Source organism: Streptomyces sp. NPDC015346 (genome assembly GCF_043078785.1).
Lineage (GTDB): Bacteria > Actinomycetota > Actinomycetes > Streptomycetales > Streptomycetaceae > Streptomyces.
Genome location: NZ_JBIBTW010000008.1, coordinates 243,904 through 268,906 on the forward strand (window position 1 = coordinate 243,904; position 25,003 = coordinate 268,906).

The window sequence follows — 25,003 nt, forward strand, 5'->3', positions numbered from 1 at the left end:
GCCGCCGGGCCGTCGCCGGACCGTCGGCTGGACGGCGACCACTCCCAGCTGAAAGCCTCGACGGACGCCGGAGAGTGAGAGAGACGAGGAGGGCCTCATGAACGCCGCCGAAGAGGACCAGCACCCGCTGGACTCCGCCAGCGTCGTCAACGCGAAGAAGACCCTGCTCGAACTGCTCGGCCGCGCCGGAGTGTTCCACGCCGAGGCCGAGGAGCTGATCGCGCTCGTCGAGGCCGGCGCCGTCGTGGACGCGTACCGCGAGGTCCGCAAGGTCGAGGCGGGCGCCCCGAGGGGGAAGGACGAGCTCTACGGCGCCGGCTGGGAGGACGGCGCCCAGGCCGTCGTCGAGGAACTCGGCGGTGTCGCCGACCGGGCCCTGCGCCGCGCCCTCGGCCCCGCGGTGCCAGCCCCCTCCCCGCAGGCCGACCGGCCGGACGTCCCGCGCGGCCGTCCCCCCGTCGGAAGGGTCGACGTGGAGCGGGCGAAGGTGGCGGTGACGCCGCTCTACCTCGCGTTCACCCATGCCTCGGACCTCGACCCCGAGGTGTCGGACGAGGTCCTCAGGGCCGTCCTCGGCACGATGAGCGCCGTCGAGCGGGCCGGGTACGCGGGACGGCTGGGCGAGTTCGCCGAGACCCGGCGGGAACAGCTGTCGCGGCTGTACGCGGAGTACGGCCCCGGCAGCGACATCGCCATCCACGGCCGCTACTCCCTCACCCACTCCCCCGCCGGCATCGCCGTGCTCGAACGTCTCGCCGCCGCGCCGTCCCTGCTGCGGGAGGAGTGGGAACGCGCCGAACTGCCTCCGGTGTGGCTGGAGGGACTGGCGAACGCCTGGGAGGCCCCGCGGGACTGACCGGTTCCGGCCCCGGCCACCTCTGCGACGGACCGGGCCCGGGCGATTGCGGGTCTGCGCGGGCGTCGTCCCGTACACGGCAGTGGGGCCGCACCGTGACGGTGCGGCCCCACTCGTTCATGGGTCGGGCTCGGGAGGGATCGTCAGCCTGTCCGTCCTTCCGCTCGTCGGCCGATCACCCCCCGCTCGGCTCTGCGGTGGCGTCCGTGGGCCGCCGGACGGTCGGCCGGCAGGAGGATCACCGCCAGGAGGCAGGGGACGAGGACGAGCAGACAGAAGGTCACGCTCCCTCCCCGACGGTCTCCCTTCGTGGACGGGCGCGTCGGCGCGCGGTGGGTGGGGATGCGCCCCAGGCGGCTGCTCGCAGCCGCTCCATCGCCGGGGTGACACCGGTCAGTCGCAGCCGCCGGCCGTGCTCCGTCCAGTCCGTCAGGATCCGCAGCAGGGCGGAGTCCGCGAACGTGACACGCGAGGTGTCCAGGACGAGGCGCCGGTGTCCGAGGGTGGACGCGGCGGCCAGCAGCACCCGCAGCGGCCCTGCGCTGTAGTGGTCGACCTCTCCGTGGAGCTCGACCCGCACGGTCTCCTCGTCAAGGACGCTGCAGGAGCGGACGCTTATGCCACAGGGCGCGGATTCCGCGCCCTGGTCGATCGGTCCGGTGCCCGGTGTGACGGTGGGGGCGGTCAGTATCGGAAGGTTGCTTGCGGTACTCACGCCGGGTCAACCGCCCGGCCCCGCCGGGCGGCACGGCCCTTCACTCCACCGGACCCCCGCCTTGCCACCTGCGGGGGAGATCCGCCACCCGTACGAGCCACGATCAGCGGCTGTGGGCGGTGTGCAGCGCTTCGGCCATGCCGGACGCCCCCTCGGTGACGTACGCGCGGATCGACGCGAGGTAGGCCGCCCGGTCGACGCGGCCGTCGCCGTCGGTGTCCAGGGCGTCGAACGCCGCGCCGGCGTTGTCGGCCGGGTTGCCGAGCGCCTCGCGCAGCCGGGTGAACTCCGCCCGGTCCAGGGCGCCGTCGGCGTCGGTGTCGGCGAGGTCGAACAGCGATCCGAGCGCGGGCCTGCAGACCTTCTCGAACGATTCGGCGCCCGCCCAGGCCGCGTACTCCTCGAAGGTCACCCGCCCGTCGCCGTCCGCGTCCATCGAGGCGTACACCCGCTCGTGCGCCGCGCGGGCGACGGCGACGAGGGGATCGTCGTCGCCGCGTCCCGACACGGCGGCCGCGCGGGCGGGGCGGGTGAGGTACTCCTGCCGTGAGACGACACCGTCGCCGTCCACGTCGAGCATGGCGAAGATGTGGGCCTTGGCGGTCCTGCTGTCCATGAGGGGTCCTTCGGCTGGGGTGGGTGGTCGACGAGAGGTGTCGCCGGTGGCCGGCGACAACGAGGAGATCAACTGCCCGAGGCGGATTCGGTCACCGCCGGATGTCCCCGGGCGGTCGTCGTGAAGCCGGACGCCCGTGACAGGAACCGATCGGCGGCGTTGGCCCTCATGCTCCATGGGCCCGGAGTCGGCGCGCGGTTGGCGAGTCTGCCGGGTTCGTCGCGGCGTACCGCAGCGTGTGCGCCGTACCGGATCGTGTCGAGAAGAAGCCGAGGAAAACGTGCCCCTGTCATCGCGTCGACGCCTGGTCGTGAGTGCCACCCTGATCGCCGCCCTCGCCGGAGGTGTCGCCCCGGCCACCGCCGCGCCGGCCGCCGCCCCCGCCGGGCCCGCCGGGTCGGCGGTCCAGGACCGTCCCGCTCCCGACATGGAGGGGGTGGTCGCGGCCCTGAACGCCGCCATGGCGCAGGGCGCGCCCGGTGCCATGGCGCGGTACGTCGGGCCGTGGGGCGCCCGGACGCGGACCGAGGGGGTCCGCGACCGTGAGTCCGGCGCGCCCATGGACAGCCGGGCGCGGTTCCGGATCGGCAGCGTCAGCAAGACCTTCTCCACCGTGGTGCTCCTCCAGTTGGTGGAGGAGGGCCGGCTGGAGCTCGACGCGCCGGTGAACCGGTACCTGCCCGGGCTGCTGCCCGACGACAGGATCACCGTCCGTCATCTGCTCACCCATCGCAGCGGTCTGGCGGACTACACCGACGCGATGTTCCACCACACCGTGCCCGGCTTCGAGGCGGTACGGAACCGTGTGTTCAGCTACCAGGAGCTGGTGGACCTCTCGCTCAGCGAACCGCGCACCACCGAGCCCGGCGTGGCGTACAAGTACTCGAACGCCAACTTCGTGGTGGTCGGCATGCTCATCGAGCGGGCCACCGGCCGTCCGGTCGCCGAGGCGTACGAGAATCGCGTCATCAAGCCGCTGCGGCTGCGGAACACCTCGTACGTGCACCCGGAGACCCGGATCAAGGGGCTGCGGGTCCGCGGCTATCTGCACCCGGACGAGGCCGGCGCGCCGCTCGTCGACTCCACCGAGCAGACCGTGTCCTGGGCGCAGTCGGCCGGGGCGGTCATCTCCGACCTGGCGGACCTGAACACCTTCACGACGGCGCTCATGCGGGGCGAGCTGCTGTCGCCGCCGATGATGGACGCCATGACCACGGTCACCCCGACGGACGCGGCGGGCACCCGCTTCTACGGGCTCGGTCTGCGCCGCTACGACCTGTCCTGCGGCGCCCAGGTGTACGGGCACACCGGGACGGTGCAGGGCTACTACACGTACGCCTTCTCGACCCGGGACGGCCGGCGGGCTCTCTCCGCGATGGCGAACACCTCGAACCGGGGCGCTGCCAACACGGCGCTCGGGGGAACGCTGGAGGCGGCGTTCTGCGGTAAGAAGCCGGCGGCGGCGCGTGCGTTCTCGGAGCGGCCGGCCGAGGCCGACCTGACCGAGCGCCGCTGACGCCGACCGGGGCCGGGGCCGCCGCGGCGAGGGCGCCCCGGCCCGTGGTCGGGCCATGGTCGGGCGGTAGGGCGTCGACGTCAGGTCGAGGGTGAGGTCGAGGTCCAGCCGCGGTGGTGGAGGCGTTCGATGCCGTCCAGGAGGAGATCAAGGGCGAACTCGAACTCGAACTGGTCGTCGCAGCCGCCGCCGACGGCCGAATCCATGTCGTGGGCGGCCGCCGCGGCGATCTCCGCGACCCGCGGATAGGCCCTCGCCAGGTCCGCTGCCGCCGCTCCGGCGGTGGCGGGCGACGGCGTGGGCGCGGCCCCGCCCGTGTCGAACAGCTCCTGGGAGAAACCGAGCAGGCGGCTGCCGAGCGCGTGCATCACGTGGTGGGTGAGGTCGGCGGAGAGACCGCCGTCCCGGAAGGTGCCGATGACCGAGTCCAGGTAGGCCAGTACGGCCGGTGTCGGGCCGGTCCGTGACTCGATCACGCGCGCGGCCCAGCGGTGGTGCAGGAGCACGCTCCTGGCCGAGAGGATCTGCTGCCGTACGGCGCTCTTCCAGTCCGCCGAGGTGGTCGGCCGGGCGATCTCGCCGACGACCATGTCCACCATGCCGTCGAGGAGTTCCTCCTTGTTGGCGACGTGCTTGTAGAGGGCCATCGGGACGACGCCGAGCTCCTGGGCGAGCCGTCGCATGGAGAACGCCTCGGCCCCCGAAGCCCCGGACGCGTCGGCCAGCGCGACGGCGGCGTGCAGTACGCGCTCCCTGCTGAGGGGCGCCCGCTCGGCGCCCCGGCGTTCCTCGGCCATCTGCCCTGCCCTTCTCCCGGGATCGGTCACTTCACCACTTGCCTGAGTGTACGCCGTACACCTAGGGTGCGTTCCACGCGGAGGTGTACGCCGTACACCTCGCGTTCGAGAGGGGATCCCATGGACTTGAGCCGAAGGACCGCGGCCGTGACGGGGGTGCTGTTCCTGGTGACCGAGGCCGCCGCGATCGCGGGTCTCGCGCTGTACGGCCCCGCACTGGACGGCGCGCGGTACGTCGTCGGGCCGGGCGCGGACTCCCGGGTGCTGGCGGGGGCGCTCTGCGAGATGGTGCTGCTCTTCGCCGTGGTGGGTACCGGGGTGGCGCTGTACCCGGTCATCAGAAGGCGGCACGAGGCCTTGGCGGTCGGCTATGTGTGCGGGCGCCTCCTGGAGGCGGCGGTGATCGCCGTCGGCATCGTCGGCGTGCTGGCGGTGGTGACCCTCCGTCAGGACCTGGGCGGCGCCGGGGACGCCCGTACCGCCACCGCCGTGCAGGTCGTCGCCACGGCCCTGGCGGCGGTCCACGACTGGACCTTCCTGCTCGGGCCCAACATCGTCCTGGGCGCCAACACCCTGGTCCTGGCGTACGCGATGCACCGCTCGCGGCTGGTCCCCCGGCCGCTCGCGCTGCTCGGCCTCGTGGGCGGCGGGCTCATCTGCGTCTCCGGGGTCGCCGTGCTGTTCGGCTTCTACCCCCAGGTGTCCGCCGTGGGCACGGTCGCCGCGCTCCCGGTGTTCGCCTGGGAGGTGATCCTCGCCGTCCGGCTGCTGACCCGCGGCTTCGAGCCCGCGCGCCCGCTCACCGTCGCCCCCTAGGAGTGCCTCCTCAGCGAATGCCTCCTCACCGTGCCGAGACGGACGCGAAGGGGCTGGTGCCGAGGTTCGCGAGGAGGTCGGCCGGGTCGTCGTAGACGGCGGCGGCGCCCGCCTTCACCAGGTCGTCGTGGGGGATCCCGCCGCAGAGCAGGCCCACGCAGCGCACCTGGGCGCGGGCACAGGCCGTCATGTCCCAGACCGTGTCGCCGACGAAGACGGCGCGGTCCGCGGGCACGCCCACGAGGGAGAGGGCGTGCTCGATGGGATCGGGCGCGGGTTTGCCCTCTTCGACGTCGTCGGAGGTGGCGGAGGCGGTGATGGCGTCGTCGGCGTCGATCGCCCGGCGCAGGGCCTCCAGTTCGCGGTCCTTGGCCGAGGTCACCAGGACCACCTTCCAGCCGTCGCCCGCCAGCGCCCGCAGCAGATCCGCCGCCCCGCCGAAGGCGAGGAGGCGCTCGAAGTAGGTGCCGTAGAGCGTGTCGTGGGCCGTGGAGAGGCGTTCGTCGCCGGCCCGGTCGCGGTCCGCGCCGAGCAGGTGCTCCACGAGCTGGTCGCCGGGCAGGCCGATCGACCGGTGGATGGCGTGGGTGTCCACGTGGTGTCCGGCCTGGCGCAGCGCCTCCCACCAGGCGACGACATGGAGGTGGTTGGTGTCCGCGAGCGTTCCGTCGACGTCGAAGAGTGCGGCGCGGTCGGTGTCCGGCACGCTCACAGCTCCCGGAGTGCGGGCAGCAACGTGGTCCGGGCCCACTGGAGGAAGGGCTCCTGGTGCGCTCCTCCGACCTGGACCAGGGCGATCTCGTCGAAGCCGGCCTCGACGTAGGGGCGGACGGCGTCCACGAAGGCGGTGACGTCGTCGCCGCAGGGGACGGACTCCGCCACGTCCTCGGGGCGGACGGTCTCGCAGGCCTGGTCGAACGCGGTCGGTGAGGGAAGCTCGGCGTTGACCTTCCACCCCCCGAGGGACCACCGGAACTGCTCGTGGGCGCGTTTCACCGCCGCGTCCCGGTCGGTGTCGTAGCAGACCGGGAGCTGGCCGACCCGCGGCTTGCCGGCGCCGCCGTGCGCGTCGAAGGCGTCGAGCAGTTCCTGCTTCGGTTCGGTCGCGATCACCAGGTCGGCCTGGTGTCCGGCGAGTTCGCAGGAGCGGGGGCCGGAGACGGCGACGCCGATGGGCGGCGGGGTGTCGGGGACGTCCCACAGCTTGGCGTGGTCCACCTGGAAGTGTTCGCCGTGGTGGGTGACGTACTCCCCGCCGAACAGGGCCCGGATGATGTCGACGGCCTCTTCCAGCATGTCCAGGCGGACGCTCGCCGAGGGCCAGCCGGCTCCGACGATGTGCTCGTTGAGGTTCTCTCCCGAACCGAGGCCGAGCCGGAACCGGCCTCCGGAGAGCAGCTGCATCGTCGCCGCCTTCTGGGCGATGACGGCGGGGTGGTAGCGGAAGGTGGGGCAGGTGACGTAGGTCATCAGAGGGATACGGGAGGTGGCCTGCGCGGCCGCTCCCAGGACGCTCCACGCGTACGGGGCGTGTCCCTGCTCGTCCAGCCAGGGGAAGGAGTGGTCCGAGATCACCGAGAAGTCGAAGCCCGCCTCCTCCGCTCGCACCACATGCGCGACCAGATCACGCGGTCCGGCCTGCTCGGTCATCATTGTGTAGCCGATGTGCACCATGTTCCGCCCCTTGCCGCAACCGTCCACCCGGAAACCGGCTGAGTCGGCCGGTCCTCCGGGTGGCCCACGGGACGTGCGGCCGAGTGGCCGCACCGAGGCGTACGGGGGCGTACGGGGGCGTCCGTCAGCCGGTTCCGCCGGCCGTCGAGACGCAGGCGGGGTGGCCCCAGCCGTCGGGGTTCTTCGTGATCGTCTCGCCCTTGGCGTACGGGGCGCCGCAGCGGCACCTGCCCGGGAACCTGGCCTTGACCGAGCCGCCGCCGGAGGAGCGCGCGCCCGATGCGCGCTCCGTACGTCCGCGACCCGGCGTGCGGGCGCGGCCGGCTCCGGCGGAAACGGAAGCCGCCGGGGTGCCGGGCGGCGGGAGGGGGGACCCCGCGGCGGAGCCGATGGCCCGCTGGGTGACGGCCGCTTCGCCGGCCGCCCGGTCCGCTGCGTCGTTGAGCGGGTCGCCGTCCACCTGGTGGGCGGGGGTGTGGACGAAGTCGACCCGCCTGCCGGTCAGCAGTTCGTCGATCCGGACCACGAGGTCCTTGTTCGCCACCGGGGTGCCGGCGGCGGTCCGCCAGCCCTTGCGGCGCCAGCCCGGCAGCCAGGTGGTGACGGCCTTCATGGCGTACTGCGAGTCCATCCGCACCTCCGCCGGCACGTCCGGGTCGAGGGACTCGAGAAGCTTGAGCAGGGCGGTCAGCTCGGCCACGTTGTTGGTGGCCCTGCCCAGGGGGCCCGCCTCCCACCGGTCCACCGCGCCGTCGGCTCCGGCGACGACCCATGCCCAGGCGGCGGGGCCGGGGTTCCCCTTCGACGCGCCGTCGCACGCCGCGATGATCTTCGCTTCCGTCATCCCGCGATCCTCACATGCCACCGCCCCCTCACCGGCCCCGGGGCCGGTGAGGGGGCGGTGAGGGGGCAGCCCGGGCGTCGGTGGGGAACCACCGGCCGGCACGTCTACGGCCGTGGCGGTTCGCCCGCCGTGATGCGGGCGCAGGCGGCGACCGTCGCGGCGAGGCTCCCCTCGCTCCGGAGCAGCTTGCGCTGGACGCGGGCGCCGTTGCCGTGGGCCAGGAGGTCGGCGATGCCCGCCTTGACCCGTTCGGCGTCGCCCTGGTCCTGAAGGGCCGGTGCCACGTGGTCGTACAGCGCCTGGACGACGGTCTCGGGCGGTGCCGGGCGCATGGTCTCGGGGTGGATCAGCGGGCCGTCGAGGCCCGACCGGCCGGCGCGCCAGGAGGCCAGCCGGAGGAGGCTCGTGGGGACCGGGGCCGGCGGCTTCCCCTCCTGCCAGTCGCGGGAGGCGGTCTCGACCAGGCCGCGGATCAGGGCGGCCAGCAGGACGGGGGTGGAGGCGTCGAGGCACACGTCGGCGACCCGTATCTCGACCGTGGGGTAGTTGGCCGACAGGCGGGCGTCGAAGTAGACCATCCCCTGGTCGCGCAGCACGCCGGTGCCGAGCATGGCGCCGACCTGCTCGTGGTAGCGGTCGGCGGAGCCGAACGTGTCGACGGGGCCGGCCGAGGGCCATCTGTTCCAGACCTGGCTGCGGTAGCTGGCGTAGCCGCTGTCCTCCCCCTGCCAGAAGGGAGAGTTCGCGCTCATCGCCAGGAGCACGGGGAGCCAGGGCCGGATGCGGTCGAGCACCGCGACGCCCTCGTCGTCGGAGTCGACCGACACATGCACATGGCAACCGCAGGTGAGCTGCTCCTGGGCGGTCAGGCCGAAGCGCTCGCCGAGCCACTGGTACCGCTCCCCCTGGCTGAGCGTCGGGCTCACCGGGAGCGGTGAGGTGGCCACGGCGGCGACGACGGCGCCGACGGTCGCGGCGTGGCGTGCGGACTCGCCGCGCCACCGGACGATCTCGTCCGCGAGTTCGTCCATCCGCGTCACCGGCCGGGTGGCGAATTCCAGCTGTTCCTTCTGCAGTTCCTTCTCGAAGTCGGGATCGTCGTCGCTGCGGCCGTCGGCGCCGTCCTGAGCGGCCGAGCGCCGGGCGGCCGCCAGCACGGCGCCGGCCAGAGCCACCGGCTCGCCGCTGTCCGCGTCCACGATCAGCAGTTCTTCTTCCACACCTACGCTTCGCACGTCGCCGCCCCTCACTCACTCACTCACCCCGTTCGGTGGTCTCCCCCTGCCCCCGGACCGGGTCCCCATGCGGCGGAGTCTCGGGGTCCGCTGTTCCGTCGCACGCCGTGTGCGTGCACGCACGATCCGTACGGGGCCGCTGCGGGGCGCGGCACGCTCAGGAGCTCCGGTCGGGGCCGTGCAGAGCCGCGCGGGCCGTTCCGCGGAACTCGGCCAAGGCCTCCGAGGCGGCCGTCGCCGCCAGGTCCGCCGACCACGCCCACTCCGTGTCCTCCATGTGCTGGTGCTCGCTCAGGACGGCCTGCCAGGCGCGTACGGCCGTGGAGAAACGCTGCGCGGCCTGCGCCGCCTCCTCGGGGCCCTCGATCAGGACGACGCTGACGTGTCGGCGGAGCGCGCGCGGCACACCGCTCACCTGCTCGTGGATCGCCGGATAGTTGCTCCGTCCCAGCGCCAGGAGGCGGGTGACGTGGGCGAGCTCCTGGGTGGCGTCCTCCGCCGCGTCGAGGAAGGCGAGGTACGCCTCGCGCCGTGCCTGGCGGCGCGACTCCCGGTTCTCGCTCCTGGCCAGGGTGACGGCCGCCGCGATCGCGCCGGCCGCGCCCAGGGCGGCGCCGACGACCGCCGCCGTCGCGCTGACGAGTCCCACACCAGCGGCGTCCATGACCGGCATTGTGCGCCCGGACCGGGAGGACATTCTCATGCGTGACGACTTCACGACAGAGAGTGAGCGACATCGCATGGGTCCGTTCCGGGGCGGGGAGAACGACCTCGGAGTGGTCCACGCCCCGACCGGAGGAGCCGCCGTGCTGTCAGACATCATCGACCGGCTGAGGAAACGTCGGCGGAAGGGAGGTCGCGCGGGCCCGGAGGACGGTGTGTCCCTGCCCTCGCAGCGGACGGAGACCCCGGCGCTCACCGCCGACTTCACCTCGGAGGAGCAGTGGGTCGCGGGCCGGTCCTGGGCGTATCCGAACGGCGGCCCGACCAACCCCGGCGACAACAAGCTCGACCACCTCGTCGAGGACCCGGCGTACAGCCGCTCGGGGGTGTTCAGGGCGACCCGGCGCTCGGACGGGAAGTGGGACACGTGCCTGCTCACCACCGAGGGCAGCGCGGAGGATTTCATGGTCCGCGCCGGTGACGTCCTGGAGGCGCGGGTGCGGCTGCCCGAGGAGATCGGAGCCTGGCCGGCGATCTGGACCTGGCGGGACGGCGGCCAGGAGGTCGACGTCTTCGAGTACCACCCGGACAACCCCGATCTGCTGGAGCTGTCGAACCGCGTGCGCGGTGGCCACCTCTACTACCGGGATCCGGCGATCCGGCCGGGCGCCTGGGTGGAGTTGAGGATCGAGTTCGGCGCCCGCTCTGTGGTGTGGACGGTCAACGGAGTGACGGCCTTCTCCGACGAGCGCGGAGTGGGCCGCGGCTGGCGGGCGTACCTCATCGTGAACCTGTCGGTCTGCGCCGGGCGTTACCACCCGCCGCCCGAAGAGGGCGTCGACGAGATGTCGTTCGAGGTGACGGAGTTGCGCGTGTACCGGCCGTAGGGCGTGTCCTTCCGTGGGGCGCGGGGCATACCGACTGAGCCCGGCGCCTTCGGGACGCCCGACCTCACCCCGGGGGGCTCATGGGACTCCAGACCGATCGCATCGAGTCGCTCGTCCTCGACGCCGTGCGCGCGCGGGTCTGTCCCGGCGCGGTCTGGGCCGTCGGGGACGCCTCGGGCACCCTGGCGGGCGGCGCCGTCGGTCTCCTCGACCCGGCCCGGCCGCAGGAACCGATGCGGCCCGACACGGTCTTCGACCTCGCCAGCCTGACCAAGATCCTCGCCGTGTGGTCCGTCACCGGGACCCTCGTCGAGTCGGGCGCCCTCGAACTGCACCGGCCGCTCGGCGCGTTCTGGCCCGAGGTGGCGGGCCGGCCGCTGGGTGCGGCGACCGCCCACCATCTCCTGACCCATACGGCGGGGCTGCCCTTGCGCGCCAATCTCCGCCACCACTACGGAAGCGATCCGGTCGAGGTCCGTGCGGGGGTACTCCGTGAGCCGCTGCGCCACCGCCCGGGCGAGGCCGTCGCGTACACCGACCGGGCCGCTCTCGTCCTCGGTTACCTCGCCGAGCACCTCACGGGCCGGCCGCTCGCGGCTCTCGCGGCCGCCCGGGTCTGGAACCCCCTCGGCATGACGGAGACCCGGTACGGCCCGCTGCCCGCGGACGTCGTCGCGCGCTGCGCCCCCACGGAGTTCGACGACGCGACCGGCGCCCACCTGAAGGGGACGGTGCACGACTTCTCCACCCGGCTGCTCGGCGGCGCCTGCGGCATCGCGGGCGTCTTCGCGCCCCGCGACGACCTCTGCCGTTTCCTGCGCCACACCCTGTCACCCGGGCCGTCCTCGTCCGGCGCCTCCGCGTACGGTGCCTCGTCGTTCGGCGCCTCCTGGGTCCGGCGTTCGCTGCGCGTCCGCACCGGCGAACTGAAGCCCACCCGGGGCCTGTTGTGGCATCCCGACCCCGGTGCGGCGGCCGCCCGGCACGACGTGTGGGCGCACTTCGGCTTCACCGGCACGGCGATGTGGGTCTCGCCGGAGCGCGGGCGCTGGGCCGTCCTGCTGACCAACAAGCTGTACTTCACCCGCGACGGCGTCCCGGTGGCCCGGCTGCGCGCCGCCTTCCGCTCCCTCGCCTTCGCCTGAGCGGACGCCCGACGCCGACGCCGACGCCGACGGCGGCGAGGGCGAGGACGAGGGCGGGTGGGCCATGGGCGGTGCCGGATGGCAGACTCGGAGACCGCCTCACCTGCGGCGTACCGGGTAGGCGAACATGGACTGTTCGCGCGCGACACCTGGAAGCTGCCTCGATGACGATCCCTTGCTCCCACTCCGCCGGCCGGACGGACTTCCGTGCTCGCTTCAGGCGCTCGGCGCGCCGCTGGTGGCCGGCGCTGCGCGCCACGCCCGTGTCGATGTGGCGCGACGACGTGGCCGACTGGGCGGCCGCGCTGACGTACTACGCGATCCTCGCCCTGGTGCCCGCGCTGCTCGTCGCGGTGACGCTCACCGGCATGGTGAGCCCGGCGGCCACCGAGCGGCTGATCTCCCACGTGGCGGCGTGGGCGCCCGCCGAGTCGGGTGGCACGCTCCAGGAGACGCTGCGGGGTCTCGCGCGGGAGGAGACCGCCGCGTGGATGCTGATCGTCGCGGGCAGCGTCAGCGCGCTCTGGTCGGCATCGAGCTATCTCGCGGTCTTCCGGCGCGCGCTGCACGCGATGCACCGGGTCAAGGACCGGCGGCCGGCGCTGCACACCGCCCCGGTCATCCTGCTGAACGCCGCGCTTCTCCTGGTGCTGCTGGTGGCCAGCGCCGGGGTGGTCGTCGTCACCGAGCCCCTCGCGCGGCTGCTCGGCGCGTGGCTGCGGTGGGACACGGCCTCGGCGCCCGCCTGGGCGTCCGCCTGGGCGCTGATGAAATGGACGGGGCTCGTGGGGTTGGTGACGATGCTCGTTCTCGTGCTCTTCCGGACCGGCCCCGCCTCGGCCCGCGCCCGGGCCCACGCGGTGCCGGGAGCGACGCTCGCCGTGCTGCTCTGGCTGGCCGGTTCGGCGGCCTTCGCGCTGTACGCGACGAGTCTCGGCACGTACAGCAGGCTCTACGGCTCGCTCGCCGGAGTGATCGTCTTCCTCGTCTGGCTGTGGAGCGCCCATCTCTCGCTGCTCGCCGGGGCGCAGTTCACCGCGGAGCTGGCCCTGGCATGCGCGGGCGGACTCGGGGAAGCCGGAGGTTCCGCGTCGCCGCCCCCGACCGACGGAGGGAGGCGGCGCACGGACCGACCGTACGATCACGATCAAGGGAGCGAAGAGATGACCGAGAACATGTGGGCGTACGGCGACACCTCCGGCCACGCGGCGGGGGTCGTGCTGAGCGGCTACAAGGTCGAAGCGCTGGACGGCTCCATCGGAAAGGTCGACAAGCACTCGGACGAGGCGGGCTCGGCCTGGCTCGTGGTGGACACCGGTGTCTGGATCTTCGGCAAGGAGGTCCTGCTTCCGGCGGGCACCATCACGCGGATCGAACCGGACGAGCGGGTCGTCCACGTCAACCGTACGAAGGAGCAGATCAAGAACGCTCCGGAGTTCGTGCGGGAGCGGCATCTGGAGGACGCCGAATACCACCGGATGCTCGGCGGTTACTACAGCGGCCCGCTGATGTGACGGCGGGCCGCGCCGACGGCCTCCCGGGTGCGCCGGGCGAGGCCCGCGGCGGGCTGTGTCAGCGCTCCCGGGCGCGGGGCGGGCGGGAGAGCAGCACGAGGCCGCGCGACTCCACCGTCAGCTCGGTGGCCGCCTTGCATTCCGACTCGTCGGGCAGGCCCTGCGGGTCGGCGGTGTCGACACGGACCGTCCACCGCTCGCCGTACGCCGGGCCGGGAAGCCGGAAGGTCACCGGTTCCCAGTAGCTGTTGACCAGGATCAGGAAGGAGTCGTCGACGACGCGCCCGCCGTACGGATCGGTCTCGGCGATGGCGTCCCCGTTGAGGAAGACGCCGATGGCGTGGTCGTCGGGCCGGCCCCAGTCCTCGTCCGTCATCTCGCGGGCGTCCGGCCGCAGCCACACGAGGTCGGGCAGAGGCTGGCGTTCGTCGGTCGCGGTGTCGCCGTGGAAGAACCGGCGCCGCCGCAGGACGGGGTGGGCGCGGCGCAGCGCGACGGCCCGGCGGGTGAAGTCGAGCAGGTCGCGTCGCTCGTCGTCGAGGTTCCAGTCGATCCAGGAGACCTCGTTGTCCTGGCAGTAGGCGTTGTTGTTGCCGCCCTGGGTGCGGCCCAGCTCGTCGCCGTGGGCGAGCATCGGAATGCCCTGTGACAGCAGGAGCGTGGCGATGAAGTTGCGCTGCTGGCGCGCCCTCAGCTCCAGGATGCCGGGGTCGTCCGTCGGGCCTTCGGCACCGCAGTTCCAGGAGCGGTTGTCGCTCTCACCGTCCCGGTCGCCCTCTCCGTTGGCCGCGTTGTGCTTGTCGTTGTACGACACGAGGTCGCGCAGCGTGAATCCGTCGTGCGCGGTGACGAAGTTGATGCTGGCGCGGGGCCGCCGGCGGTCGCGCTCGTAGAGGTCGGAGGAGCCGGTGAGCCGGGAGGCGAACTCGGCCAGGCTGTGCTCGCCGGCACGCCAGAAGTCCCGCACCGCGTCCCGGTACTTGCCGTTCCACTCCGACCACTGCGGCGGGAAGTTGCCGACCTGGTAGCCGCCGTCGCCGATGTCCCAGGGCTCTGCGATGAGCTTGACCTGGCCGATCACGGGATCCTGCTGGATGAGGTCGAAGAAGGCGGAGAGGCGGTCCACCTCGTGGAACTGCCGGGCGAGGGTGGCGGCCAGGTCGAACCGGAAGCCGTCGACGTGCATCTCCGTCACCCAGTACCGCAGCGAGTCCATGATCATCTGGAGCACGTTCGGGTGCCGCATGAGGAGGCTGTTGCCGGTGCCCGTGGTGTCGTAGTAGTGGCGGGGGTCGCCCTCGACGAGACGGTAGTACGACGCGTTGTCGATGCCCCGGAAGGAGAGCGTGGGGCCGTACTCGTTGCCCTCGGCGGTGTGGTTGTAGACCACGTCGAGGATGACCTCGAGACCGGCGGCGTGCAGGGCCTTCACCATCGACTTGAACTCGGTCACCTGCCCGCCGCGCGTGCCACGGGCGGCGTAGGCGCCGTGCGGGGCGAAGAAGCCGATCGTGTTGTAGCCCCAGTAGTTCCGGAGGCCGCGGTCGATGAGCACGCCGTCGTGGACGAACTGGTGGACGGGCATGAGTTCGACGGCGGTGACACCGAGGCGGGTGAGGTGCTCGACGACGGCCGGGTGGGCGAGCCCCGCGTAGGTGCCCCGCAGCTTAGCGGGCACGTCGGGATGGTTGCGGGTCAGGCCGCGGACATGGGTCTCGTAGATGATCGACTCGGCATACGGCCGATGCGGCGCAAGGTCGTCGCCCCAGTCGAACGCGGGGTCGACCACGACGCCGAGGAAGCCGTGCCCGGCGCTGTCCTGCGGCGCGGGCCCGTCGGGAGAGCGCTCGTAGAGCGAGGGGTGGTTGTCTATCTCGCCCTCGACCGCTTTGGCGTACGGGTCGAGCAGCAGCTTGGCCGGATTGCAGCGGTGCCCGGCGTCCGGGTCCCACGGGCCGTGCACCCGGTAGGCGTACCGCTGACCGGGCCGGACGTCCGGCAGGTAGCAGTGCCAGACGAAGCCGTCCACCTCTGTCAGGGTGACACCGCGATGGGTGCCGTCGTCGTCGACGAGCACGAGCTCGACCCGCTCGGCCACCTCGCTGAAGAGCGCGAAGTTGGTGCCCTCGCCGTCGAACGTCGCGCCCAGGGGCCAGCCGCGTCCGGTCCATATGCGCACGGCAGCACGCTACGGGCCCACGGTCCGGCCCGCATCACCGCTGGGCCGGACGGGCGGCCTTCTGACCGAAACGATCCGGCCCTTCGTCCTGAAGGCGTTTCAACTGCCTTTGTCAGGTGAGCCGAGAGAGAGCGGTCCTTTTCCCCACACGACTGGAGGCACTGATGGAGAGCTGGCGCGCGTCCGCGGCCTGTCAGAACGTCGACCCCGACCTCTTCTTCCCGGTGGGGACCGGCGCGCCCGCGCTGGTCCAGGCCGAGGAGGCGAAGGAGGTCTGCCGTATCTGTCCCGTCCGCGCGGCCTGCCTGAGCTGGGCGATGGACGACTCCCGACAGGTGACCGGCGTCTGGGGCGGTCTGCGGGAGGACGAGCGGCGCGCGCTCAAGCGGCGCTCGCGCCGCAGGGCGCACGAGAGGTCGCACGAGCCGGGCTGAGGCCCGGAGCGGGGGACGGGCGCGGGCGTGGACGGGGGCGCGGGGGTGAGCAGGGCGCGGGGGGGCGCGGGCGCCTCAGTGGAGGGGGAGGAAGGCCCGTACGCGCTTACCGTGCGCAGTGGGCTCCACCTCGACCCCCGTACAGATCGCGAGCACGATCTCCATTCCGTGCCGGCCCACCCTCTCGGGGTCCCTGGGGCGGGCCACGGGCAGCGCCCCGTACGTGTCGTGGACGCAGATCTCCAGCAGGCCGGTGTGCAGCACGAGCTCCAGACGGCACGGGCCGGGGGCGTACTTCACGACATTGGTGACGAGCTCGCTCACGACGAGCCGGGCCGCGTCGACCGCTCCGGCGGCCGTGGAGGCGGACCGCTCCAGGAAGTCCACGGTGAAGTCCCGCGCGTGGCCGATGGCACTCTGCGTCCGGCCGAACTCCATGGCGGCCCGGCGGACGACGCCGTCCGGTCGTCGACGTCCGGTGGCACTCAGCCGTGTGGCACTCGGTTCTGTGGAAGTCACCTCTGTGGATCTCAGCTCGGTGGAACTCAGCTCGGTGGAACTCAGCTCGTTCACGTCGTCCCCCGTTCGCCTTCCTCGTACGTCGCCGCCCACCCCGAACGGCCTCACCAGAAGGGGGCTGGTGAGGCCGTTCGCCGTTCGTCCCGTAAAGGCGACGTCCCGTGGGGGGACGACGTGCGCCTGCCCCCGTTTCCGGATCTCACACCCGCCGGGCCGGGGTTCTTCCGCGAACCGTCCGTGCTCCGCGACTCCTCCGCGATCCGCCGCCGTTCCTACGCGGTGTCGAGCATGCCCTTGCGCAGCCGCGCCAGGTTGCGCGAGAGCAGCCGCGAGACGTGCATCTGTGAGATCCCGAGCTGCTTGCCGATCTCCGACTGGGTCAGCTCCTCCACGAACCGCAGGTGCAGAAGCTTGCGGTCGCGGTCGTCGAGCTCGACCAGCAGGGGCGCGAGGGTGTGGAAGTTCTCGAAGAGCTCGAGCGCCGGGTCCTCGACGCCGATGAAGTCGCCGAGCGCCGCCTCGCCGTCGTCGCCCTCTCCGCTGACGGCCGCGTCGAGCGAGGTCGAGTTGTAGCCGTTGGAGGCCAGCCGTGCCTCGATCACCTCGTCCTCGGAGAGGTTCATCAGCGACGCCAACTCGGCCACGCTCGGTGCCCGACCCAGCCGGGAGCTCAGTTCCTCCGTGGCCTTGGCCAGTTCGACCCGGGCCTCCTGCAGCCGGCGCGGCACATGGACCGCCCAGGAGGTGTCGCGGAAGAAGCGCTTGATCTCGCCCACGATGTAGGGGACGGCGAAGCTGGTGAACTCCACCTCTCGGGAGATGTCGAACCTGTCGATGGCCTTGATGAGGCCGATCGTGCCGACCTGGACGATGTCCTCCATCTCGTCGCCGCGGGCCCGGAACCGACCGGCCGCGTAGCGCACGAGGGACATGTTCATCTCGATCAGCGTGTTCCGCGCGTACTGGTACTCCTGCGTCCCCTCCTCCAGTACCGCCAGCTTGTCGAAGAACAGCTTCGACAGCTCACGTGCGTCCTTCGGAGCGACCTTGCGGGGCGCTTCGAGCATGGGAAGATCCCCCATCCCCGTCTCGAAGCCGGTCCTCGTCTCCGTCGTCACCTCAGTCGGCACTCTGATGACCTCCCTCTTCCAGCGGCTACTGCGTCCTCCCCGTTGGGGCGTCGCCTACCCCGGGATTCCAGGGGCACACCCACGAGTTTTCCGGCGGGTGCGTTCCGCCGCCTCACCCGAGTCACCGAGCGACCCCTCGGCCGGCCCCCGCGGCCTCTCGCGCGCCCCCGCCCCGGCGCCGCCCCCGGTCGACCGGACGGTGCCGACGCCGGTGGTTCTGCCGATGTCTTCGTCCCTCGTGGCCCCGACAGTGGCCCGAGCCAGACACCCCCACCGGCCGCCCCGGACCCCCGGCGGCGGCCGTCCACGACACGAGAGGACGACTCAGTCGTGAAACGACACCTCGCCGCGGCCGCGGCCGCCGCCGTCTGCTGCGTCACCCTGTTCACCGCGCCCGGAGCCCAGGCCGCGGACAACCCCTACGAGCGTGGCCCCGCCCCGACCACCAGCAGCATCGAGGCGGCGCGCGGTGTGTACGCGGTCTCGGACACCAGCGTCTCCTCCCTCGCCGTCACCGGCTTCGGCGGAGGCACCATCTACTACCCGACCTCGACCGCCGACGGCACCTTCGGCGCGGTGGTGATCTCACCCGGGTTCACCGCGTACGAGTCGTCCATCGCCTGGCTGGGCCCGCGCCTCGCCTCCCAGGGGTTCGTCGTCTTCACCATCGACACCCTCACCACGATGGACCAGCCCGCCAGTCGCGGCCGTCAGCTCCTGGCCGCGCTCGACTACCTGACCCAGCGCAGCGCGGTCCGCGGCCGCGTCGACAGCACGCGGCTCGGCGTGATGGGTCACTCGATGGGCGGCGGCGGCGCGCTGGAGGCGGCCAAGACCAGGCCGTCGCTGCAGGCGGCGATCCCGCTGACGGGCTGGAACACGGACAAGACCTGGCCGGAGATCAAGACGCCCACGCTCGTCGTGGGCGCCGACGGCGACACGGTCGCGCCCGTGGCCAGCCACTCCGAGCCGTTCTACGAGAGCCTTCCCGGCTCGCTCGACAAGGCGTATCTGGAGCTCAACAACGCCAGCCACTTCACGCCGAACACGTCCGACACGACGATCGCGAAGTACAGCATCTCGTGGCTCAAGCGCTTCATCGACAACGACACCCGCTACGAGCAGTTCCTCTGCCCGCTCCCCCGGCCCAGCCTGACGATCGAGGAGTACCGCGGCACCTGCCCGCACACCTCCTGACGGACGCCGCCCCTCCCGCCACCCGTGCCGGCTCCACGGCTCGGCGGTGGGAGGGGACAATCCGTCTGTGCGCGCTCACAGAGCAGCGCCCCCGCGCGTGGGCGGACGCCCACCGGGGCCTACCGCCCTTCCCTACGGGACAGTAACCTGACGGCCGTGAGCGGAGGGACGAGCGCGGCGGCCGCGGTACGGCTGCACGACCGCACGGCCGGACTCGCCGCCGTGGACGCCCTTTCGGCGCGCGTCGCCGCCGGGTCGGGCGGCGTGCTGCTGATCTCGGGCAGCCCCGGAGTGGGGCGCACGGCGCTTCTTCGGTATGCGGTACGGGAGTTCACCGGCCGGGCGCATCTGGTGGCCGCGCCGGCCGGGAACCGGGTTCCCTGGAGCGGTGTGCGGGCGCTGCTCTCCACGCTGGGGTGCACGCCGTCGGCGGCCCGCCGGGCGCTGCGCTCCGCACGGGGCGCGGAGGGCCTCGCGGCGGCGTTGGGCGCGCTCCGCGCCGAAGAGCCGTTGCTGTTGTGCGTGGACGACCACCACCTGTGGGACGCGCACTCGCGCGCCGTCCTCGCCTCCGCCTGGCGGGCTCGGGGCGGCCTTCGGGGCGTGGGGTGGGTGGTGTCGCTCGCCCGTCACCACCGTCCCCCGGCCGTGCCGGGAGCGTCGCTGCTGCGTCTGACCCGGCTGAGCCGGTCCGGAGCGGGCCGGCTGCTCGACGACGTGTGTGCCTGCCCTCCGTCACCGGCCGTACGGGCGAGGCTCCTCGACGAGGGCGCCGGGCACCCCGGCGTCCTGACCGCGATGGCCCGCCGCCTCTCCCGCGCGCAACTGGCGGGCGCGGCCCCGCTTCCGCGGCCACTGCCCGACGCCTCGGTCCTCACGGAGGTGTACGGCGGGCTGCTGGACTCGCTCCCCGCGCAATGGCGGCGCATGCTCGGCCTGGTCGCCCTCGCGGGCGAGGCGAACGACGGTCGGCAGGACGGGGACTCGGAGCGGCCCGTCGTCGCCTCCGACACCGTCCTCGCGGCCGCGCGCGTGCTGCGGACGTCCCCGGAGACCCTCGACCATCTCCTCACGGACGGTCTGCTCACCGGCCCCCGCGAGGCCCTCCGCTTCGAAGACCCCTTCTTGCGTCGGGCCGTCCTGTCGGCGACGCCGCCCACCTGGCGACGCTCGGCCCACGCCCTGCTCGCACCGCCGGGCGCCGCAGCCCCGGACGTCGTGCGCCCCGACCCACCGCGGCGGGAGCCCGCCGAACGACCGCCCGACGCCGGACCCGACGGCCCGCCGTCCGCCCGCGCGGCCCGCGATGGTGACGAGAAGCCCGGCGGCCCCCACGCCGCGGAGGCGGATACGGGTTCGGGCCGCCCCGATGGCCGGAAGGCGGGTTCGGATTCCCGTACGCGTGCGAACACGGGTCCTGACGCGGGTACAGCTCCCGGCGCGAGCGACCCGGACCCCGACGTACCGTCCGTCCGCGCGCCCGGCCACGACGGCGAGCAGCCCGGCCGCGCCCACGAACCGGAGAGGGGTACAGGCTCGCGTACAGGTCCCGGCACCGGCGGCCAGGACCCCGACGTGCCGTCCGCACCCGCCGTCAGCGGGTCCCAAGGGGCGGACGCCACCCCCGCCGTCCCCGGACCCTCGCGGGAGCGCTCGTTCCTGTCCGCGCGAGGGCATCGGGCGGACCGCCTCGGTGCTGACGACGGCATCCGAAGCCGCGCGGACGTGGCGCGTGGGCGGGAGGAGCTCGTCCGTGGGCTGCGCGTGCTGGCGGACGGTCCCGTCATGGACGCGTATCAGGCGCTGCTGCTCGCGGCCTCGCTGCTGCGGGCCGGCGCTCCGCGGGAGGCGTCCGATGCGCGGATCCTCGCGATGGAGGCGGCCTGGGCCGCGGGGGACCCCGACGCCTGTCTGACCGCTCTCGGGGAGGGGGACGGCGCCGACAGGACGGAGCGGGACTTCCTCCTCGGCATGCGCAACGCTCTCGCCGTCCGGCTCGACGAGGCGCGGGCCCCGCTGGCCCGCGTGGTGGCGGTCGACGGGTCGGCCGACGAGCCGCGCCTCCTGCTGCGCGCGGGCTCGGCGGCGCTCGTGCTCGGGGACACCGACGCGGCGGCACGCGTCCACGCCCGCGCCCTGGCCCGCGTCCGCGCGGAGGGGTGTACGGCGCTGCTGCCCCGGGTCCTCGAGCATCTGGCCTACGCCGAACTGCGGGCCGGCTGTCACGGCCGGGCCGGAGCGCACGCCCGGGAGGGGTTACGGGCGGCGGAGCTCACCGGTCAGCACAATGTGGCGGCCCATCAGCACGCCGTCCTCGCTCTGGTCGCCTCGGTCTCGGGGGACGTGGAGTCCGTGGCGGAACACGCGCGCCGGGCGCTCACGGTCGCGCGTCCGCACGGACTCGTCCAGGCGGCGACGCTCGCCGAGTGGGCGCTGGCCAGGGCCGAACTCGGCCGTGGTCTCGCCGTCCAGGCCGCGGCGCGGCTCGCTCCTCTGGTGGGGCCCGGGCCGCGCGGTGGTCACTTCGCGCTGCGCATGCTGGCCGTGCCGTGCTTCGTGGAGGCGGCCGACGCGGCCGGCCGGAGGGCCGAGGCCCGGGCCGCGGCCGAGGAGTTCGCCGTCTGGGCCGCGCAGGGGATCGATCCGCAGGCACCGGCCCAACTGGCCCGGTGCCGGGCGCTGCTCAAGGAACCGGAGGAGTCGGCGCACTGGTACGGCGAGGCCATGCGGCGTCATGAGGAGTCCGGCAACGACTTCGAGCGGGCCAGGACCCTGCTGGCGTACGGCAAGTGGCTCCGTCGGCGCAGGCGCCCGCTTGAGGCACGGGTCCGGCTGAGCGACGCGCTCGTCACCTTCGAGCGGGCCGCGGCGGGCACCTGGGCCGCCGAGGCCCGGGCGGAGCTGCGCGCCACCGGCGGGGCGGCCGGGAGGCCGAGCGACCCCGCGGCGCCGGACGACCTGACGCCCCAGCAGCAGCGCATCGCCGTGCTCGCCTCCGAGGGAGCGACCAATCGGGAGATCGCCGACCGGCTGTCCATCAGCCCGCGGACGGTCGACCATCATCTGCGGAACGTCTTCGCCCGGCTCGGGGTCCGCTCCCGGGTGGAGCTGTCGGGTGTCATGGTGCGTGCCGCCCGGCACGCGACGGACGAGCCGTGACACCTCCCCTTCGGGCCCCACGGTGGCCGAGGATCGGCTGTCACACCTCGCGCCACTTGGCGAGGCCGAAGGAGAACACTCCGAACAGTGCCAGTCCGACCGCCACGGCCACCAGCAGCCACTGGCCGGCGGGGGCGGTCGCGAACGAACGGATCGCGTCGTCCACGCCCTTGGCCTGGGCGGGGTCGAACTGGATGGCGGCCTTGAGGGCGAAGTAGCCGACGGCCGCGAAGACGAGGCCGCGCGAGACGCCGCCGGCGATGCCGGTGACGTCCATGAGGCGGCGCTGGTTCTTCGACAGGCGCCCCCACTTCAGGTGTTTACGGTACGTCCGCAACGCCGCGCGCCCCGCGATCCACAGGCCCGCGACGAGGATGCAGGCCGCCACCGCGCCGACCCACCACTGTCCGCCGGGCAGGCCGAGCAGCCGGCCGGTGACGTCCTGGCTCTGCCGGTCGCTCGACCCCGCGCCGCTGCCTCTGGAGCCCGCCGCGAAGGAGAACACGAGGAAGGCGACGAAGCCGTAGAAGACGCACCGGAAGGCCGACAGGGCCCGCTTGCCCGGCTTGCCGCCGTCCCGTCCGGCCGCGCCGTACACGGCCTCCGTCAGGCGCCACAGCGCCATGCCGGCGAGCCCCACGCCGAGCGCCCAGAGGAGGACGGCGCCGAAGGGGGTGGAGGCGACCTGGGTCAGGGCTCCACCCCGGTCGGCCTGCCGGCCGGCGCCCGACGGATCCTCGCCGCCCGTCAGGCCGATGCGTACGGCCAGCACGCCGACGAGCAGATACAGCACTCCGCGCGCCACGAAGCCCGCGCGGGCACCGGCCCGCACCGCGTCGCCGCGGGCCGCTCTCCTCGCCATGGTCACGTCTGACGCCTCCCTCGGGCCGGTGGACCGGACTCATCGGATGCCCGGCCCCGCCCGTCGCAACCCCTCCCGGACCGGAGCCGTACGCCGCGTGTCCGCCGCGCGACCGGGGGAAGGCGAGAGAGGAGCACATGACCAGAAATCGGGAGAAAGGGAAACCATGATGCAGCCCCCGGGTGACGCCTGGTCGTCCCGTGCACCGACGCGTCAGGCCCCTCATGGGCGTCCTGCCGGCGACGGCCGGACCGCGGCGGTGCGGACGTCCGCCGAGGCCAGAGAGGTCGCCCGGCGACGGCTTGCGGGCATCCGGCCGGTGAAGCCGGCGCAGGTCGACGACCTGATGCTGGTCGTGTCCGAGTTGGTGACCAACGCCGAACGGCACGGTGGCGGTGTCACCGCCTTCGGCCTGGAGGTGGAGCGGGACACCGTGACGGTGTGCGTCGGCGACCGCAGCGGTGAGCGGCCGGTGATCCGGCGTCGCGAGGAGCTGGTGCCCGGCGGCTTCGGCTGGCCCATCGTCCTGCATCTGTGCCGTGAGGTGACCGTGTCGGTCCATCCCGAGGGGAAGACGATCCGTGCGGTCGTGCCGCTCGAACAGTGAACGACACATGGTCGCGGGCCCGAGGGGCGGCGGCCATGTGTCGTTCGGTCCCGGACGGGTACGTTGGCGCTGGCCGGGCGCCTGTGCGGGCACCGGCTCCGGCGCCGACGACGAGGAGATGTGATGGGTCAGGCCGCCAGAGGTCGCGTGCGCAGGACGTTCGGAGCATGGGACCGCACGCTCTTCGGACACGTCGCGGGGCGGTCCTGGCCCGCCGCGGAACCGGTTCTGCCCCGGCTCAGCCGCAGCGCCGACCACGGGCTGCTGTGGTTCGGGATCGCCGCGGGCCTGTGGGCGTTCGGCGGGCCGAAGGGCCGGCGCGCGGCGGTGCGCGGCGTGACCTCGCTCGCGCTGGCGTCGGCCACCGTGAACACGCTGGCCAAGAGCGCCGTGCGCCGTGAGCGTCCGCTGATCGACACCGTGCCCCTCGTGCGCAGGCTGCCGCACCAGCCGTTCACGACCTCCTTCCCCTCCGGCCACTCGGCCTCCGCCGCGGCCTTCACGGCGGGTGTGGCGCTGGAGTCACCGGGGTGGGGGGCGGCGGTCCTCCCCGTGGCCGCCTCGGTCGCCTTCTCCCGGGTCTACACCGGCGTCCACTATCCGAGCGACGTCCTGGTGGGCGCCGGTCTGGGTGTCGGCGCCGCGTACGCCGTCCGCGGTCTGGCGCCGACGCGGGACCTGGTCGCCACGCCCGCCCGGCCCCGCGTCGAGCTGCCCGCCCGGCCCGACGGCGACGGTCTCGTCGTCGTGGTCAACCCCTCCTCCGGCGCCCAGTCGCAGCTCGTGGATCCGGTACGGCAGTTGCGCACCCTGCTGCCCCGGGCCGAGGTCGTCCTGTACGAGGAGAAGGCCGGTCCGCTGTCGGAGGTGCTGGAGGTGGCCGCCGCCGAGGCGGCCGCGCGAGGAGGCGTGCTGGGCGTCTGCGGCGGGGACGGGACGGTGAACGCGGCGGTGGCGCCCGCTCTGCGCCACCGGGTACCGCTCCTGGTCGTCCCCGGCGGGACGTTCAACCACTTCGCGGTGGACCTGGGGATGGACACGGTCGCCGAGGCCTGCGGGGCGCTGGCCCAGGGTCACGCGGTGCGGGCCGACGTCGGCCGGATCACCGGCGAGAGCGGTGGGGAGCCGGCGTACTTCCTCAACACCTTCAGTCTCGGTGTCTATCCGGAGCTGGTACGGCTCCGGGAGCGCTGGTCGCCCCGGGTCGGCGGGCCGGTGGCCTCCTTGCTCGGTGTGGCGCACGTCCTGCGGACGGCCCGGCCGCTGCGGGCCGTGGTGAACGGCAGGCCCACGTCCATGTGGCTGCTGTTCGCCGGGAACGGCGCCTACCGCAGTGTGGGGCTCGCCCCACTGCGGCGCCACGACCTGGCGGACGGGATGCTGGACGTACGGATCGCGCGCGGTGGCACGTTCGCCCGGACGCGGCTGCTCGCCACGGCGCTGGCCGGCGGGCTGGCCAGGACCCGCCTCTACGCCGCCGCCCGGCCGACCTCCCTCCGGGTGACCGGTCTGCCCGAGGGCACCCACATGGCGTACGACGGCGAGGTGGTTCCCGCTCCGCGTTCACTGCGCCTGGACAAGCTGCCGGAGGCCCTGACCGTCTACCGGCCGCTCACCGACTGACGCCCGAGCGGCCCC

Annotated in this window: 23 protein-coding genes; 11 read left to right on the forward strand and 12 right to left on the reverse strand. The window is 73.3% G+C overall.

Annotation, left to right across the window (positions count from 1 at the left end; all coding sequences use genetic code 11):
- Nucleotides 1-97: 97 nt before the first annotated feature.
- Entirely contained in the window at nucleotides 98-856 is a 759-nt protein-coding gene (locus ACF06X_RS27775; protein WP_392290018.1) for a hypothetical protein, read from the forward strand.
- Between the two features lie 280 nt (nucleotides 857-1,136).
- On the opposite strand, the gene ACF06X_RS27780 is transcribed toward ACF06X_RS27775, so the two are convergent.
- The gene (locus tag ACF06X_RS27780; protein ID WP_392290019.1) at nucleotides 1,137-1,436 is read right to left on the reverse strand and encodes an STAS domain-containing protein; all 300 of its coding nucleotides are present in this window, start codon (nucleotides 1,434-1,436) and stop codon (nucleotides 1,137-1,139) included.
- Nucleotides 1,437-1,674: 238 nt separating this feature from the next.
- Nucleotides 1,675-2,187 (reverse strand): EF-hand domain-containing protein, encoded by a 513-nt coding sequence (locus tag ACF06X_RS27785; RefSeq protein ID WP_392290020.1) that lies wholly within the window; start codon nucleotides 2,185-2,187, stop codon nucleotides 1,675-1,677.
- A gap of 310 nt (nucleotides 2,188-2,497) precedes the next feature.
- Here ACF06X_RS27785 and ACF06X_RS27790 point away from each other — a divergent pair, with 310 nt between their 5' ends.
- On the forward strand, nucleotides 2,498-3,703 hold the full coding sequence (locus ACF06X_RS27790; protein WP_392290021.1) for a serine hydrolase domain-containing protein: 1,206 nt from the start codon (nucleotides 2,498-2,500) through the stop codon (nucleotides 3,701-3,703).
- Nucleotides 3,704-3,783: 80 nt separating this feature from the next.
- Here ACF06X_RS27790 and ACF06X_RS27795 read toward each other — a convergent pair whose 3' ends face one another.
- Nucleotides 3,784-4,500 (reverse strand): TetR/AcrR family transcriptional regulator, encoded by a 717-nt coding sequence (locus ACF06X_RS27795; RefSeq protein ID WP_392290022.1) that lies wholly within the window; start codon nucleotides 4,498-4,500, stop codon nucleotides 3,784-3,786.
- A 120-nt stretch (nucleotides 4,501-4,620) separates the two neighbouring features.
- Here ACF06X_RS27795 and ACF06X_RS27800 point away from each other — a divergent pair, with 120 nt between their 5' ends.
- A complete protein-coding gene (locus ACF06X_RS27800) occupies nucleotides 4,621-5,316 on the forward strand; it encodes a DUF4386 domain-containing protein (protein ID WP_392290023.1) in 696 nt (231 codons plus the stop codon).
- A gap of 25 nt (nucleotides 5,317-5,341) precedes the next feature.
- Here ACF06X_RS27800 and ACF06X_RS27805 read toward each other — a convergent pair whose 3' ends face one another.
- The 5 genes from ACF06X_RS27805 to ACF06X_RS27825 all read right to left on the reverse strand — a co-directional run bounded on the left by ACF06X_RS27805 (nucleotide 5,342) and on the right by ACF06X_RS27825 (nucleotide 9,733).
- Nucleotides 5,342-6,022, reverse strand: a complete 681-nt coding sequence (locus tag ACF06X_RS27805) for an HAD family hydrolase (RefSeq protein WP_392290024.1) — start codon at nucleotides 6,020-6,022, stop codon at nucleotides 5,342-5,344.
- 2 nt (nucleotides 6,023-6,024) lie between these two features.
- Nucleotides 6,025-6,990 carry an LLM class F420-dependent oxidoreductase gene (locus ACF06X_RS27810; RefSeq protein ID WP_392290025.1) on the reverse strand — a complete coding sequence of 322 codons (966 nt, stop codon included), beginning with the start codon at nucleotides 6,988-6,990 and terminating at the stop codon, nucleotides 6,025-6,027.
- Between the two features lie 124 nt (nucleotides 6,991-7,114).
- Nucleotides 7,115-7,834 carry a ribonuclease H gene (locus ACF06X_RS27815; protein ID WP_392290026.1) on the reverse strand — a complete coding sequence of 240 codons (720 nt, stop codon included), beginning with the start codon at nucleotides 7,832-7,834 and terminating at the stop codon, nucleotides 7,115-7,117.
- 104 nt (nucleotides 7,835-7,938) lie between these two features.
- Nucleotides 7,939-9,069: a glutamate--cysteine ligase gene (locus tag ACF06X_RS27820; RefSeq protein ID WP_392290027.1), complete on the reverse strand. Its 1,131-nt coding sequence runs from the start codon at nucleotides 9,067-9,069 to the stop codon at nucleotides 7,939-7,941.
- Nucleotides 9,070-9,226: 157 nt separating this feature from the next.
- A complete protein-coding gene (locus ACF06X_RS27825; RefSeq protein ID WP_392290028.1) occupies nucleotides 9,227-9,733 on the reverse strand; it encodes a hypothetical protein in 507 nt (168 codons plus the stop codon).
- Nucleotides 9,734-9,947: 214 nt separating this feature from the next.
- On the opposite strand from ACF06X_RS27825, the gene ACF06X_RS27830 reads away from it, so the two are divergent.
- From ACF06X_RS27830 to ACF06X_RS27840, 3 genes are all read left to right on the forward strand, one after another.
- Entirely contained in the window at nucleotides 9,948-10,619 is a 672-nt protein-coding gene (locus tag ACF06X_RS27830; protein WP_392290192.1) for a beta-glucanase, read from the forward strand.
- 80 nt (nucleotides 10,620-10,699) lie between these two features.
- Nucleotides 10,700-11,764 carry a serine hydrolase domain-containing protein gene (locus ACF06X_RS27835; RefSeq protein WP_392290029.1) on the forward strand — a complete coding sequence of 355 codons (1,065 nt, stop codon included), beginning with the start codon at nucleotides 10,700-10,702 and terminating at the stop codon, nucleotides 11,762-11,764.
- Between the two features lie 164 nt (nucleotides 11,765-11,928).
- Nucleotides 11,929-13,278, forward strand: coding sequence for a YihY/virulence factor BrkB family protein (locus ACF06X_RS27840; RefSeq protein ID WP_392290030.1), 1,350 nt, complete (start codon nucleotides 11,929-11,931; stop codon nucleotides 13,276-13,278).
- 58 nt (nucleotides 13,279-13,336) lie between these two features.
- Here the strand turns inward: ACF06X_RS27840 and glgX are convergent, their stop codons facing one another.
- Nucleotides 13,337-15,457: a glycogen debranching protein GlgX gene (gene glgX / locus ACF06X_RS27845; RefSeq protein WP_392290031.1), complete on the reverse strand. Its 2,121-nt coding sequence runs from the start codon at nucleotides 15,455-15,457 to the stop codon at nucleotides 13,337-13,339.
- A gap of 164 nt (nucleotides 15,458-15,621) precedes the next feature.
- Between glgX and ACF06X_RS27850 the strand changes: the two genes are divergently transcribed.
- Nucleotides 15,622-15,891: a WhiB family transcriptional regulator gene (locus tag ACF06X_RS27850; protein ID WP_392290032.1), complete on the forward strand. Its 270-nt coding sequence runs from the start codon at nucleotides 15,622-15,624 to the stop codon at nucleotides 15,889-15,891.
- A 75-nt stretch (nucleotides 15,892-15,966) separates the two neighbouring features.
- Here the strand turns inward: ACF06X_RS27850 and ACF06X_RS27855 are convergent, their stop codons facing one another.
- Both ACF06X_RS27855 and ACF06X_RS27860 read right to left on the reverse strand, forming a co-directional pair.
- On the reverse strand, nucleotides 15,967-16,410 hold the full coding sequence (locus tag ACF06X_RS27855) for an ATP-binding protein (RefSeq protein ID WP_392290033.1): 444 nt from the start codon (nucleotides 16,408-16,410) through the stop codon (nucleotides 15,967-15,969).
- A 272-nt stretch (nucleotides 16,411-16,682) separates the two neighbouring features.
- A complete protein-coding gene (locus ACF06X_RS27860; protein ID WP_392290193.1) occupies nucleotides 16,683-17,492 on the reverse strand; it encodes an RNA polymerase sigma factor SigF in 810 nt (269 codons plus the stop codon).
- A gap of 378 nt (nucleotides 17,493-17,870) precedes the next feature.
- On the opposite strand from ACF06X_RS27860, the gene ACF06X_RS27865 reads away from it, so the two are divergent.
- Both ACF06X_RS27865 and ACF06X_RS27870 read left to right on the forward strand, forming a co-directional pair.
- On the forward strand, nucleotides 17,871-18,737 hold the full coding sequence (locus tag ACF06X_RS27865) for an alpha/beta hydrolase family protein (protein ID WP_392290034.1): 867 nt from the start codon (nucleotides 17,871-17,873) through the stop codon (nucleotides 18,735-18,737).
- Nucleotides 18,738-18,893: 156 nt separating this feature from the next.
- Nucleotides 18,894-21,896, forward strand: coding sequence for a LuxR C-terminal-related transcriptional regulator (locus tag ACF06X_RS27870; RefSeq protein WP_392290035.1), 3,003 nt, complete (start codon nucleotides 18,894-18,896; stop codon nucleotides 21,894-21,896).
- Nucleotides 21,897-21,936: 40 nt separating this feature from the next.
- Here the strand turns inward: ACF06X_RS27870 and ACF06X_RS27875 are convergent, their stop codons facing one another.
- A complete protein-coding gene (locus tag ACF06X_RS27875) occupies nucleotides 21,937-22,758 on the reverse strand; it encodes a DUF1206 domain-containing protein (protein WP_392290194.1) in 822 nt (273 codons plus the stop codon).
- A gap of 259 nt (nucleotides 22,759-23,017) precedes the next feature.
- On the opposite strand from ACF06X_RS27875, the gene ACF06X_RS27880 reads away from it, so the two are divergent.
- Nucleotides 23,018-23,365 (forward strand): ATP-binding protein, encoded by a 348-nt coding sequence (locus tag ACF06X_RS27880; protein ID WP_392290036.1) that lies wholly within the window; start codon nucleotides 23,018-23,020, stop codon nucleotides 23,363-23,365.
- Between the two features lie 123 nt (nucleotides 23,366-23,488).
- Nucleotides 23,489-24,988: a bifunctional phosphatase PAP2/diacylglycerol kinase family protein gene (locus tag ACF06X_RS27885; protein ID WP_392290037.1), complete on the forward strand. Its 1,500-nt coding sequence runs from the start codon at nucleotides 23,489-23,491 to the stop codon at nucleotides 24,986-24,988.
- Nucleotides 24,989-25,003: the final 15 nt, after the last annotated feature.

Bases quoted from the DNA above. Each gene is read 5' to 3' on its own strand.
- ACF06X_RS27885 (WP_392290037.1), top strand. From the start codon at position 23,489: ATGGGTCAGGCCGCCAGAGGTCGCGTGCGCAGGACGTTCGGAGCATGG.
- ACF06X_RS27810 (WP_392290025.1), bottom strand. From the start codon at position 6,990: ATGGTGCACATCGGCTACACAATGATGACCGAGCAGGCCGGACCGCGT.
- ACF06X_RS27850 (WP_392290032.1), top strand. From the start codon at position 15,622: ATGGAGAGCTGGCGCGCGTCCGCGGCCTGTCAGAACGTCGACCCCGAC.
- ACF06X_RS27835 (WP_392290029.1), top strand. From the start codon at position 10,700: ATGGGACTCCAGACCGATCGCATCGAGTCGCTCGTCCTCGACGCCGTG.
- ACF06X_RS27775 (WP_392290018.1), top strand. From the start codon at position 98: ATGAACGCCGCCGAAGAGGACCAGCACCCGCTGGACTCCGCCAGCGTC.
- ACF06X_RS27840 (WP_392290030.1), top strand. From the start codon at position 11,929: ATGACGATCCCTTGCTCCCACTCCGCCGGCCGGACGGACTTCCGTGCT.
- ACF06X_RS27825 (WP_392290028.1), bottom strand. From the start codon at position 9,733: ATGGACGCCGCTGGTGTGGGACTCGTCAGCGCGACGGCGGCGGTCGTC.
- ACF06X_RS27795 (WP_392290022.1), bottom strand. From the start codon at position 4,500: ATGGCCGAGGAACGCCGGGGCGCCGAGCGGGCGCCCCTCAGCAGGGAG.
- ACF06X_RS27785 (WP_392290020.1), bottom strand. From the start codon at position 2,187: ATGGACAGCAGGACCGCCAAGGCCCACATCTTCGCCATGCTCGACGTG.
- ACF06X_RS27875 (WP_392290194.1), bottom strand. From the start codon at position 22,758: ATGGCGAGGAGAGCGGCCCGCGGCGACGCGGTGCGGGCCGGTGCCCGC.
- ACF06X_RS27815 (WP_392290026.1), bottom strand. From the start codon at position 7,834: ATGACGGAAGCGAAGATCATCGCGGCGTGCGACGGCGCGTCGAAGGGG.
- ACF06X_RS27860 (WP_392290193.1), bottom strand. From the start codon at position 17,492: ATGGGGGATCTTCCCATGCTCGAAGCGCCCCGCAAGGTCGCTCCGAAG.
- ACF06X_RS27800 (WP_392290023.1), top strand. From the start codon at position 4,621: ATGGACTTGAGCCGAAGGACCGCGGCCGTGACGGGGGTGCTGTTCCTG.